This is a genomic window from Bradyrhizobium sp. USDA 4474, assembly GCF_054057515.1.
The window spans coordinates 1,086,204-1,098,484 of record NZ_JBSRZJ010000002.1 but is presented as its reverse complement, the minus strand read 5'-3'; the positions used below and the strand labels follow the sequence as shown (position 1 = coordinate 1,098,484).

The window sequence follows — 12,281 nt, the reverse complement described above, 5'->3', positions numbered from 1 at the left end:
GCGAATGGCAAAGCGCCGGCCCGGGACGGTTGGTCGCTGATCGGGCCGTTCTGCGCGATCAAGGATTGGCTGCCCGCGGTGGGTCAGTGCATCGAGGACGGCAAGGCGCCATCGACGCGCATTCTCGTCACGAAGGACGGGATGGCCGCTTTCGTCGAGACGCAAGTTGCTCGGACTGAAGCCGAGTACAGCTACTCCTACAAGTTTCTGACGAGCCCTCTTCCCGTCTCGAACCACACCGCAACGATCAAGGTGACCGCGAAAGCCAATGGCTCTTCCACCGTGACCTGGAACGGCTATACTCCCGAGCGAGGGCAGGAGAAGGCCGCCAGTGATGCGTTGCTCGGGGTCTATGAAGCGGGCCTCGCTGAAATCCAGACAAGGTTCGCGAAACAGGGCCGAAGCTTCGGACGTCCAACCGATCGGATCAAGGAGATCGACATCATGACGATTTTCAGCGGCAAGTGCTTTTGTGGCGCGGTTGAAATCGAAGCGGAGGGAGCACCGGAGGCAATGGGATATTGCCATTGCTCGTCGTGCCGCTCCTGGTCGGCCGCCCCGGTGAACGCATTCACATTGTGGAAGCCGCAGAACGTGCGAGTGACCAAAGGCGCCGAACACGTCGCCACCTACGCACAATCGGAGCTGAGCCATCGGCAATACTGCAAGCGCTGCGGAGGGCATCTCATGTGCGACCATCCGCCGCTTGGGCTCGTCGACGTGTACGCAGCCACATTGCCGACGCTGAAGTTCGCGCCGGGCGTGCACGTCAACTATTCCGAGACGGTGTTGCCGATCAGGGACGGCCTCCCGAAACTGAAGGATTTTCCTGCCGAGTTCGGAGGCTCAGGTGTCGCCATTTCTGAATAGCGATCCTTCATGATCTCAGCTGAGCTCCTGCGCAAGAGCGGCCGTCTCGTCGGCTGGCGATCTCTTTTCCGCGGCGTGCGGCCGCGGAAAAGAGGCTTGCCTTGACCGGTCCCTGCAACGCCATTTTGGGTGCTCGCGAACACCTGTTGCGACTCGCCTCAAAGGAGTGCTTGGCTCCGATGCATCTCTTGATTTTGCGCGGTTGCCGTGCTACTGGCAGCGCATGATTAAATGCTCGCGCAAAATGAACTTCTGGAACATGACCCGCTTCGGCTGGGCCGTGGAAGGAGTCGTGCGCTAGCATCTCGACGACGACATCTTTTCCACCAGGCCCCGCCGGCATCGGACGGGGCCTTTTGTTTGGCCACGCTCCCTGCCGGCACAACAGCAGGAGCGTACGATGCCACCACAACTAACGGATATTTCACCCGGACTTGAGGGCGCGGCCGCAAGGCGCGGCGTCAACCTTTCCATCGTGTCGGCCAAGAGCGCAGTCGACGCGGCGTTGGCGGCGCGCCTCGAGGCGTCCGCTGCGGCGCTGGACGACGCCCTGTCCGAAAGGAATGCTGCCCAACTACCGGCGCGAAGCGTCCTCAGCCTGCTCAAGCGGGCCTGGCTTGCGATTTGGGAGCGGCGCCGGGGCCGGCACCTCAGTTTGCAGGATTTGAGTGACAGGGAGCTGATGGATATCGGTCTGACGCGCAGCGAGGTTGACTACCTCTCGCCCCAGCGCGTGATCGATAATTTGAGGGACAGCACGCGCTATTTCTGGAATGGCGGTGGGATGTAGATGATCAGCCGCGAGATTTGGACGCGCATTCCGAGACCAAGCGGCGGTCAGCCCGGCCGCTTGTTCTCAGGCGTGCCCGGCCCTGCGTGCTCGGCGACCATCCGGCTCGCCGGCGCGAGCGCATCCGACCAATCATCGATCTTCACAGGGAAATGACCGCGCCGGCTGCGACGCTCGAGGTCCTGGGCATTTTTTCGCGGGTCCCGCCTGCCTAAACCCGTTTGCCTTGCCAGTTTTTCCACGGCAATATGCCGCCAAAACAACCATGAGAAACGGGAAGATAGAATGGCAGCCCCCATCAAGTTCGGCGTTGGCCAAAGCGTGCTCCGCAAGGAGGACGACGCGCTGATCCGCGGCAAGGGCCGCTATACCGACGATTACGCGCCGCAGGCCGCGCTGCGCTGCCTGGTGCTGCGCTCGCCGCATGCCCATGCCAAGTTCACCATCGACGCGAGCCGCGCCCGCTCGCTTCCTGGTGTCGCGCTGATTCTGACCGCCGCCGAGGTCGCCGATCTCGGCAATCTGCCCTGCCTGTTCAATCTCGAGACCGATCCGTTCACCGGACCGCCGTACCCGATCCTGGCCAAGGACGAGGTGCGCCATGTCGGCGATTCCGTCGCCTTCGTCGTCGCCGAGACCATCGACCAGGGCCGCGACGCCATCGAGGCGATCGACGTCAAATGGAGCCCGCTGCCTGCCGTCACCGGCGTCGTCAACGCCGTCAAGACGGGCGCGCCGCAGGTCTGGCCGGACAAGCCGGGCAATGTGCTGTTCGACGTCTCGATCGGCGACAAGAAGGCGACTGAGGCTGCGTTCGCCAGGGCGCATGCGGTGGCCGAAATCTCCATCGTCAATCCGCGCGTGGTCGCGAGCTTCATGGAGACGCGCGCGGCGGTCTGCGAATACGATGCGAAGGCCGATCATCTGACGCTGACCGTCGGCAGCCAGGGCAGCCATCGGCTGCGCGACATCCTGTGCCAGAACGTGCTGAACATCCCGACAGACAAGATGCGGGTGATCTGCCCCGACGTCGGCGGCGGTTTCGGCACGAAGCTGTTTCCGTATCGCGAATACGCCCTGATGGCGGTCGCGGCGCGCAAGCTGAAGAAGGCGGTGAAGTGGTCGGCCGACCGCTCAGAGCATTTCATGGGCGACGCGCAGGGCCGCGACAACGTCACCACCGCGAAGATGGCGCTGGCCGAAGACGGAAAATTCCTCGCGATGGATTGCGACCTGATGGGCGACATGGGCGCGTATCTGTCGACCTTCGGGCCCTACATTCCGCATGGCGGCGCCGGCATGCTGCCGGGCCTCTACGACATCCAGAACTTCCACTGCCGGGTGCGCACCATCTTCACCAACAGCGTGCCCGTCGATGCCTATCGCGGCGCGGGCCGGCCGGAGGCGGCTTACGTCATCGAGCGCCTGGTCGACGCGTGCGCGCGAAAACTGGAGATGACGCCGGACGCCATCCGCCGCAAGAACTTCATTCCGCCGAAGGCGCTGCCCTACAAGACGGCGACCGGCAAGGTCTATGATTCCGGCGATTTCGCCGCGCATCTCAAGCGCGCGATGGAGATCGCCGACTGGAAGGAGTTTTCGAAGCGCGCCAAGGCGGCCAAGAAAAACGGTCTGATCCGCGGCATTGGCCTAGCAAGCTACGTCGAGGTTTGCGGCACCATGGGAGAGGAAACCGCCAATGTGCGGATGGACCCCAATGGTGACATCACCGTCCTGATCGGCACGCAGTCGAGCGGGCAGGGCCACCAGACTGCCTATGCGCAGATCGTGGCCGAGCAGTTCGGCGTTGCGCCCGAGCGTGTACACGTCCACCAGGGCGACACCGCAATGATCGCCACCGGTCTTGGCACCGGCGGCTCGGCCTCGATCCCGTCGGGCGGGGTGAGCGTCGAGCGCGCCACGCGTGAGCTCGGCCAGAAGCTGAAAGAGATCGCGGCGCAGGCGCTGGAAGCCAGCGCCGGCGACCTCGAGATATCAGACGGCCTCGTGCGCATTGCCGGCACCGACCGTTCGATCTCGTTCGCCGATCTCGCCAAGCGCCCCGGCGCGGATCCATCCAAGCTGAACGCCAGCGCGACCTTTGCCAGCGCCGACGGCACCTATCCCAACGGCACGCATGTCGCCGAGGTCGAGATCGATCCGGCGACCGGCATCATCAGAATCGTCAATTACGTGATCGTCGACGATTTCGGCAAGACGCTCAATCCGCTGCTGCTGGCGGGCCAGGTGCATGGCGGCGCCATGCAAGGCATCGGCCAGGCGCTGATGGAGCAGGTGGTCTATGGCGCGACCGACGGCCAGCTCATCACCGCCACCTACATGGACTACGCCCTGCCGCGCGCCGCTGATGGTCCGTCCTTCGTGTTCGAGACCAACAACATTCCCTGCACGACCAACCCAATGGGCGTGAAGGGTGCGGGCGAGGCCGGCGCGATCGGCTCCTGTCCGGCCGTCGTCAACGCGATCGTTGACGGTCTCTGGCGCGAGTACAAGATCGATCATATCGACATGCCGGCGACACCCGAGCGGGTATGGATCGCGATCAACGAGCACCATCGCCGCCACAGGCTGTGAGGCGGCGCATCGCCCGCGGGAATTAACGGCCCTCGGCCGGGTTCTATCCTCATGAGCATCCCCCAAAACCGACTTGCGAGCCGGAGTCACGAGCCGATGAAACGAACGTTGATTGTCGTGGGCACCCTTGTTCTGGGGGCAGGCGCCGTGATGGCGCAGCAGGAGATTGCCGTGCAGCAGGACAATCTGATGCGCTCGCAGGCCAAGAGCATGTACGGCGTCATCCTCAAGATGGCGAAGGGCGAGATTCCCTACAACCAGAAGGCCGCCGACGAGGCGATCGCCAATCTGGAGGCCGACGTCGCCAAGATCGCCAAGACTTTCGAGGTGAATCCCAAGCAGGCCGTCGTGAACGCGACCTATGGATCGTCGCCGAAAGTCTGGCAGAACAAGGCCGATTTCGATTCCAAGATCCCGCCGGTGCAGAAGGCGATCGCCGACGTCAAGGGCAAGATCCACGATGTGGCGAGCCTGAAGGCCGCCTACACCGCGATGAACGACCGTTGCAATGATTGCCACGAGACGTACCGGGTGAAGCTGAAGTAGGGCGGCACAGCCCGTTACTCCGTCTGCGGCACAGCCCGTTACTCCGTCTACGGGCATCATGCCTTTCTGATTCCATCAGCTAATTCTCCTCCATAGTCTGACGGATCGTCGTCAGAATGGTTATGTTTGCTTGCGCCGAGCGGCGTCGATGCCTCAGGTTCGGAGCTCCGACGCGCGGGCGGCGATCGCAGTCAACAGCGAGACAGGCCATGGCAAAACCGTTCCCGTCGAAAACCCATATTGGCAACCATATGCTGCATCCGGAAACGCTGATGCTGACCTATGGCTACGATCCGCAGCTGTCGGAAGGCGCCATCAAGCCGCCGGTGTTCCTGACCTCGACCTTCGTGTTCAAGACCGCCGAGGACGGCCAGGACTTCTTCGACTACGTCGCCGGCCGGCGCGAGCCGCCGGCGGGCATGGGCGCGGGCCTGGTCTATTCGCGCTTCAACCATCCCAACAGCGAGATCGTCGAGGACAGGCTCGCAGTCTACGAGCGCACCGAGGGCTGCGCGCTGTTCTCCTCAGGCATGGCGGCGATCTCGACCACGATTCTGGCGTTCGTGCGGCCCGGCGACGTCATCCTGCATTCACAGCCGCTTTATGGTGGCACCGAGACGCTGCTGACGAACACGCTGTCGCGGTTCTCGATCGGCGCGGTCGGCTTTGCCGATGGCATCGACGAAGCGACGGTCAATAGCGCCGCGGAGGAGGCGATGCGCAAGGGCCGGGTCTCGATGATTTTGGTCGAGACCCCCGCCAACCCGACCAACGGCCTCGTCGACATCGCGCTGATGCGCCGCGTCGCCGATGCCATCGGCAAGGCCCAGGGCCAGACGCCGATCATCGCCTGCGACAACACGCTGCTCGGCCCGGTGTTTCAGCGGCCGATCGAGCACGGCGCCGACATCTCGCTGTACTCGCTGACCAAATATGTCGGCGGGCACTCCGACCTGATCGCCGGCGCCGCGCTCGGCACCAAGGCGGTGATGAAGGGCGTCAAGGCGCTGCGCGGCGCCATCGGCACCCAGCTCGATCCGCATTCCTGCTGGATGATCAACCGCTCGCTCGAGACCTTGAGCCTGCGCATGGAGAAGGCCAACAGCAACGCGCGCCTCGTCGCGGATTATCTACGCGGTCACGCCAAGGTGGCGAAGGTCCATTATCTCGGTCACCACGAGGAGGACTCACCCTCGGGGCGCGTGTTCGCACGGCAATGCCTGGGGGCGGGATCGACATTCTCGTTCGACATCGTCGGCGGCCAGGCGGCGGCGGAGAAATTCCTCAACGGCTTGCAGATCTTCAAGCTCGCCGTGAGCCTTGGCGGAACGGAGTCGCTCGCCAGCCTCCCGGCGACGATGACCCATTCCGGTGTCCCCGCCGATATCAGGCACAAGATCGGCGTGCTCGATTGCACCATCCGGCTGTCGATCGGCATCGAAAATCCCTCCGACCTGATCGCCGACCTCGAGCACGCATTGAGCGCGGCCTGAGCTACGGCAGATTCAGAATAGAAGGGGTCGAGCGCTGCTCGCGCCCGGCCCTCGCCGATGCGATTGCTATGAACTTACTTGGTCACCTGGCCGCGGATTTCGCCGCCCGGATTTGCCGCCGTGTGGACGTTGACATAGAGCTTGCCGGCGAGGAGATCGGAGGCCTGCGCGTCGGTCAGCGTCGCCGAGCCTTCGACCGGGCTGTTCGCGGCGCCGGGGATCGGCACCATGACGCCGGCGTTCTTGCCAGGCTCGGCCGGACCGTGGAAATGAGCGGCGGTGGCGGGGCCGGAGAGCCCGGAATAGGTCAGCTTCCAGGAGAGCTTCTTGCTGGCGGCGTCATAGTCGATGTCAGCCGTGCCGGTACCGGCGCTGGCATTGGCGGGGACTTCGGACTTGCCGTCCAGCGTCGCCTTCAATTTCTCCGCGCTGGCCGAGCCTGCGAATGCGACGGCGGCTCCGAGTGCCAGCGTGGCAAAAAGGGCTTTGTTCATGGGTCTCTCCCTGTTGACGCCTGATTGCGGTCAACTTGCAAACAGTGCGATTGCAAGTTTATTCCCGGATTCCGATCGAACCATCTAAATTATTCGTGGCTGGAGCGGCTGCGGGTTGATCCGTAAATTCGCCGGAGCACGATGGGATCCGCAATGCTGCGACGAACAATTTATGTCATTCTCGTCACGACCGTTGCAGCTGTTGCCGCTTATTGGTGGCTGACCGCGCCGACTGCGCTGGCCTTGCCGGCGCCGACGCGCGGGCCCGATCTCGCCAACGGGCAGGAGCTGTTCAACGCCGGGGGCTGCTCGTCCTGCCATGCCGTGCCCAACCAGCCGGATCGTCTGCGGCTCGGTGGCGGCCTGGCGCTCGGCTCGCCGTTCGGCACGTTCTATGTCCCGAACATTTCGCCCGATCCCAATGACGGCATCGGACGCTGGAGCGAGGCCGATTTCGTCAATGCGGTGACACGCGGCATTTCGCCAGAGGGCACACACTACTATCCGGCGTTTCCCTACACGTCCTACCACATCGCTGATATTAACGACGTCCGCGATCTCTTCGCTTACCTGAAGACGCTGCCGCAGGTCTCGGGCCGGCTGCGCGACCATGATCTGCCGTTTCCGTTCAACATCCGCCGCAATGTCGGCATCTGGAAATGGCTGTTCATGGATGTCAGGCCGTTCGTGCCAGATCCGGCACGTTCAGCGCAATGGAATCGCGGCGCCTATCTCGTCAACGGCTTTGGCCATTGCGCCGAGTGCCACAGCCCGCGCAATGTTCTCGGCGGCGTCATCGGCTCGCAGCGCTTCGCCGGCGGCCCCAATCCCGAAGGCGAGGGCTGGGTGCCGAACATCACTCAGAAGGGCTTGGGCAGCTGGAGTGAGAGCGACATCGCCGACTTCCTCGAGACCGGCGACATGCCCGAGGGCGACAGCGCATCGGGCTCGATGCGGCCGGTGATCAAGAACCTCGCGCAGCTCAAGCCTGAGGACCGCGCGGCGATGGCCGCCTATCTGAAGTCGCTGCCGCCCGTCGATGGCCCGACGCCGCCCAAGCGCAGGGAAGGTGGCGGCTAGCTGGCGCCGAACGCCTTGAAGGTGATGATGGTGAGGGTGTCCTGGATGCCCGGCAGCACCTGCACCTTCTCGTTCACGAAGTGGCCGATATCGGTGTCTTTGTCGACATAGAACTTCACCAGCAGATCGTATTGGCCTGCCGTGGAGTAGATCTCGGAGGCGATCTCGGCTTCGGCGAGCGCGTTGGCCACCGTATAGGACTGGCCGAGCTTGCATTTGATCTGGACGAAAAAAGGAACCATAGCAGTCACTCCGAAGGCCTGTTCCCGGCCAATAGGCCAAAACCGGCCCGATTTAGCAAGCCGCCAGCGGTCGCGACAAGGGCCACGAGGTCATCGGCGCCGCGAGATTCGGCGGCTTGCTGGGGCTGTGGGAGGGCGCTAGGACAGGCGATGGCCGAGTTTTGTTCAAGCAAGCGTGTCCCGCGATGACGACATCAGTGGCGCTCACCATCGCCGGTTCCGATTCGAGCGGCGGCGCCGGCATCCAGGCCGACCTGAAGACCTTTGCCGCACTCGGCGTCTACGGCACCTCCGCGATCACCGCGTTGACCGCGCAAAACACCAAAGGCGTCACCGGCATTCACCCGGTGCCCGCTGATTTCCTCACCGCGCAGATCGATGCGGTGTTCTCCGATCTCGACGTCGGCGCCGTCAAGATCGGCATGGTGGCGCAGGCAGGCAGCATCGATGCGATCGCCTCAGCGCTGTCGTACTGGAGGCCGCGCCATGTCGTGCTCGATCCCGTGATGGTCGCAAGTTCGGGCGATCGCTTGCTTGCCGCGGAGGCCGTCGAAGCGTTGCGCACGAAACTGATGCCGCTCGCGTCGGTGATCACGCCCAATCTGCCCGAGGCGGCTGCGCTGCTGGACGAGCCGGTCGCGCGAAGCGAGAGCGATGTCGAAAGCCAGGGGCGTCGCCTGCTTGGCCTCGGCTGCCGCGCCGTCCTGATCAAGGGCGGGCACGGCGAGGGAGCGGAGAGCACCGACTATCTGATCAGCGCCACCGCCATGATCGCGCTTGCTGCACCGCGCATCGCGACCCGCAACACCCACGGCACCGGCTGCTCGCTATCCTCAGCGGTTGCGGCGGGTCTTGCCAAGGGCGAAGATCTCGAAACGGCCGTGCGCAATGCCAAGAGCTGGATCAGCGCGGCGATCGCTTCTGCCGACCGCTTCAGCGTCGGTCACGGCCACGGGCCGATCCATCATTTCCACCGATTTTACTGACGCTCATTTCGCGGCTCGCAAGCACCCGCCGGGACCCATGGCTTCCCGGCATTTTGCGGGGCCCCATCGCGGGCCATGTCGCCTGTTTGTCGCATGCGGCTGATAATCGCGGGGAGGGCGAGGCAAGGTCCGATTCGTATCCGAGGGTGCCTCAAAGGTTCAATCGTCATCCCCCTGTCACGGGACATTGTTACAGGCTGTCGCATGGGAAGTTACGATGTGAGTGACGAAAGCCCGGAGCGGCGCTTTCGCACGTTGTTCATCTCCGACGTCCATCTCGGAGCCCGCGGCTCTCAAGCCGATCTTCTGCTGGACTTCCTGCGTTACCACGATGCCGACACGATCTATCTCGTCGGCGACATCGTGGATGGGTGGGCGTTGAAATCGAGCTGGCATTGGCCGCAATCGCATAACGACCTCGTCCAGAAGCTGCTGCGCAAGGCGCGCAAGGGTGCCAAGGTCGTCTACGTGCCCGGCAATCACGACGAGTTCCTACGCAACTATTACGGCACGCATTTCGGCGGCATCGACGTCGTCGAGAACACCGTCCACACCGGCGTGGACGGCAAGCGATATCTCGTCATCCACGGCGACATCTTCGACCTCGTGGTGCAGAACGCGCGCTGGCTCGCCCATCTCGGCGACAAGGCCTACGACTTCGCGATCCAGATGAATCGCTTCGTCAACTTCTTCCGCCGCATGTTCAAGGTGCCCTATTGGTCGCTGTCGCAATGGGCCAAGCAGAAGGTCAAGAACGCGGTCAACTATATCGGCGCGTTCGAGCAGGCGCTCGCCGCCGAAGCACGGCGCCACGACGCCGATGGCGTGATCTGCGGCCACATCCACTACGCCGTGATCCGCGACGAGAACGGCATCCGCTACATGAACTGCGGCGACTGGGTCGAGAGCTGCACTGCGCTGGTCGAGCACGACGACGGCCGTTTCGAGATCATCACCTGGGCGGATCACCTGCAGAAGCCGGCAGAAGTGCCGCAGGTGGCAGCCAGAGCTGCTTGATGAGAGCTGCCTGATGCGCATCCTGGTCGCGACCGACGCCTGGCACCCGCAAGTCAACGGTGTGGTTCGGACGCTGACCAAGCTCGCTGACGCCGCGAAGGCGCTTCAAGTCGAAGGTCTTGGCGTCGAGTTCACGTTCCTGACGCCGCAATCGTTCCGCACCTTTGCGATGCCGAGCTATCGCGACGTGCGGCTGGCGATGCCGCGCCCGGCGCGCATTGCGAAGCTGATCGAGGAAGCCCGGCCCGACAGCATCCACATCGCGACGGAAGGACCGATCGGCGTGATGGTCCGCCGCTATTGCCGCCAGCGCAAGCTGCCGTTCACGACCAGCTTCCACACCCGCTTCCCCGAATATGTCCGCGCCCGCGTGCCGGTTCCGGGCTCGCTGATCTGGCGGGCGCTGCGCCGCTTCCACGGCCCGAGCCGGGCCGTGATGGCGGCGACGCCAGCGCTGGCCCGCGAACTCGGCGAGCGCGGTTTCGACAATGTCGTGCTGTGGCCACGCGGCGTCGATACGCATCTGTTCCACCCCCGCGCCATCGATCTTTGCCTGCCGGCCCCCGTCTTCCTTTCGGTCGGCCGCGTCGCGGTGGAGAAGAATCTCGAGGCGTTCCTCGATCTCGATCTGCCCGGCACCAAGGTCATCGTCGGCGACGGCCCGGCGCGCAACGCGCTGGAAGAGGCCTATCCCGATGCAATTTTCCTGGGCGAAAAGCACGGGGAGGAGCTGGCCGACATCTATGCGGCGGCCGATGTCTTCGTGTTTCCGAGCAAGACCGACACGTTCGGCCTGGTCCTGCTCGAGGCGCTCGCGAGCGGACTGCCGGTCGCGGCGTTCCCGGTGAAGGGGCCCCGCGACGTCATCGGCGATGCACCTGTCGGCGCGCTGGAGGATGATCTGCGTGACGCCTGCCTTGCGGCGCTCGACATCTCCAGGCAGGCCTGCGTCGAATTCGCCGCCGCCTATACCTGGGAGGCCTCGGCGCGGGCTTTTGTCGAGCGCATCCGCGCCGTTGGCGCCGTGCTGCCTGGCCGGGCTGGAGCGGAACGGCCGCGGTTCGTCGCCTGAGCGCAGAGGATCCTCGCCCGGAGGTGTCTTGCCCGCGGCTCGTCCGCCGCGATAAAATCACGCCATGTCCGAACAGCCCCTTCCGGTCGGCCCCGCCGATATCGACGCCGCAGCGCGCGTGCTCGCGCCCTTCGCCGTCCGCACCCCGTTGTTGTCCTTGCCCGTGCTCAACGAGCGCGTGGGTGCAAAAGTTTTCCTGAAGCCGGAGATGCTCCAGCGCACCGGCTCCTTCAAATTCCGCGGCGCCTTCAACAAGGTGTTCTCGATCCCGCAGGACAAGCGCCCGGGGGGCGTCGTCGCGTTCTCCTCCGGCAACCACGCCCAGGGCGTGGCGGCGGCGGCCAAGATCCTGGACATGCAGGCGACCATCGTGATGCCGGCGGACGCGCCGCTGTCGAAGCGCGAGCGCACCAAATCCTATGGCGCCGAAGTCGTGCTGTACGATCGCGACCGCGACGACCGCGAGGCGATCTCGCGCGGCATCGCCGAGAAGCGCGGCGCGACGCTGGTCCGGCCCTATGACGATCCGTTCGTGATCGCTGGCCAGGGCACCGCCGGCCGCGAGATCGCGGAAGACATGGCTGCGCTCGGCCTTGCGCCCGATGTCGTGGTGGCACCGGCCTCCGGCGGCGGCCTGATCGCGGGCGTCGCCACGGCGGTGAAGGCACGCTATCCGCAAGCCGAGATCGTGGTGGCCGAGCCCGAGGCGTTCGACGATCACGGCCTGTCGCTGACCGCAGGCCATCGCGAGCCGCATCCGCCCGCGGGCCGCACCATCTGCGACGCGCTGATGGCCTTGATCCCCGGTGAGTTGACGTTTGCGATCAACAGCAAGCTGCTCGCGCGCGGCGTGACGGCGTCCGACAAGGAGGTCGGCGCGGCGGTCGCCTTTGCCTATCGCGAGCTGAAGCTCGTGGTTGAACCCGGGGGCGCCGTGGGCCTCGCCGCGCTGCTCGCGGGGCGTCTCGATGTCGCCGGGAAGAACGTCGTCATCGTGCTCTCCGGCGGCAATGTCGATGCGGATCTGTTTGCCGAGCTGGTGGCGTGATTTTCCCAATTTCGTGAGACAAACGAGGGGCAGAGCGTTTCCGCTCTG

The 12,281-nt window shown here is 64.5% G+C and carries 12 protein-coding genes and 1 pseudogene; 11 read left to right on the top strand and 2 right to left on the bottom strand.

Going from position 1 to position 12,281, the window contains the following annotated elements; genetic code table 11:
• Positions 1-24 precede the first annotated feature (24 nt).
• The 6 genes and pseudogenes from ACVW16_RS06995 to ACVW16_RS06970 form a co-directional block, all read left to right on the top strand.
• A pseudogene (locus ACVW16_RS06995) lies at positions 25-375 on the top strand (SRPBCC family protein); the annotation flags it as partial.
• A 69-nt stretch (positions 376-444) separates the two neighbouring features.
• Positions 445-870, top strand: a complete 426-nt coding sequence (locus tag ACVW16_RS06990) for a GFA family protein (RefSeq protein WP_456705331.1) — start codon at positions 445-447, stop codon at positions 868-870.
• Positions 871-1,270: 400 nt separating this feature from the next.
• Positions 1,271-1,660 carry a DUF1127 domain-containing protein gene (locus ACVW16_RS06985; protein ID WP_456735708.1) on the top strand — a complete coding sequence of 130 codons (390 nt, stop codon included), beginning with the start codon at positions 1,271-1,273 and terminating at the stop codon, positions 1,658-1,660.
• A gap of 285 nt (positions 1,661-1,945) precedes the next feature.
• Complete coding sequence (locus tag ACVW16_RS06980; RefSeq protein WP_456735707.1) at positions 1,946-4,255, top strand: xanthine dehydrogenase family protein molybdopterin-binding subunit; 2,310 nt, start codon at positions 1,946-1,948, stop codon at positions 4,253-4,255.
• A 96-nt stretch (positions 4,256-4,351) separates the two neighbouring features.
• Complete coding sequence (locus tag ACVW16_RS06975) at positions 4,352-4,801, top strand: c-type cytochrome (protein ID WP_456704583.1); 450 nt, start codon at positions 4,352-4,354, stop codon at positions 4,799-4,801.
• A 209-nt stretch (positions 4,802-5,010) separates the two neighbouring features.
• Entirely contained in the window at positions 5,011-6,294 is a 1,284-nt protein-coding gene (locus ACVW16_RS06970) for a cystathionine gamma-synthase family protein (RefSeq protein WP_456704582.1), read from the top strand.
• Positions 6,295-6,368: 74 nt separating this feature from the next.
• Here ACVW16_RS06970 and ACVW16_RS06965 read toward each other — a convergent pair whose 3' ends face one another.
• Positions 6,369-6,788 carry a CHRD domain-containing protein gene (locus ACVW16_RS06965; protein WP_456704581.1) on the bottom strand — a complete coding sequence of 140 codons (420 nt, stop codon included), beginning with the start codon at positions 6,786-6,788 and terminating at the stop codon, positions 6,369-6,371.
• Positions 6,789-6,941: 153 nt separating this feature from the next.
• Between ACVW16_RS06965 and ACVW16_RS06960 the strand changes: the two genes are divergently transcribed.
• Positions 6,942-7,868, top strand: coding sequence for a c-type cytochrome (locus ACVW16_RS06960; protein ID WP_456735705.1), 927 nt, complete (start codon positions 6,942-6,944; stop codon positions 7,866-7,868).
• On the opposite strand, the gene ACVW16_RS06955 is transcribed toward ACVW16_RS06960, so the two are convergent.
• Complete coding sequence (locus ACVW16_RS06955) at positions 7,865-8,110, bottom strand: Lrp/AsnC ligand binding domain-containing protein (RefSeq protein ID WP_018317369.1); 246 nt, start codon at positions 8,108-8,110, stop codon at positions 7,865-7,867. The genes ACVW16_RS06960 and ACVW16_RS06955 overlap by 4 nt on opposite strands.
• 185 nt (positions 8,111-8,295) lie before the next feature.
• Here ACVW16_RS06955 and thiD point away from each other — a divergent pair, with 185 nt between their 5' ends.
• The 4 genes from thiD (at position 8,296) to ACVW16_RS06935 (ending at position 12,233) form a co-directional block, all read left to right on the top strand.
• Positions 8,296-9,096, top strand: coding sequence for a bifunctional hydroxymethylpyrimidine kinase/phosphomethylpyrimidine kinase (gene thiD / locus ACVW16_RS06950; protein ID WP_456735704.1), 801 nt, complete (start codon positions 8,296-8,298; stop codon positions 9,094-9,096).
• Between the two features lie 204 nt (positions 9,097-9,300).
• Positions 9,301-10,113, top strand: coding sequence for a UDP-2,3-diacylglucosamine diphosphatase (locus tag ACVW16_RS06945; RefSeq protein ID WP_092239754.1), 813 nt, complete (start codon positions 9,301-9,303; stop codon positions 10,111-10,113).
• 13 nt (positions 10,114-10,126) lie between these two features.
• Positions 10,127-11,185: a glycosyltransferase family 4 protein gene (locus ACVW16_RS06940; protein WP_456704578.1), complete on the top strand. Its 1,059-nt coding sequence runs from the start codon at positions 10,127-10,129 to the stop codon at positions 11,183-11,185.
• A gap of 64 nt (positions 11,186-11,249) precedes the next feature.
• Positions 11,250-12,233 carry a threonine/serine dehydratase gene (locus ACVW16_RS06935; protein ID WP_456704577.1) on the top strand — a complete coding sequence of 328 codons (984 nt, stop codon included), beginning with the start codon at positions 11,250-11,252 and terminating at the stop codon, positions 12,231-12,233.
• Positions 12,234-12,281: the final 48 nt, after the last annotated feature.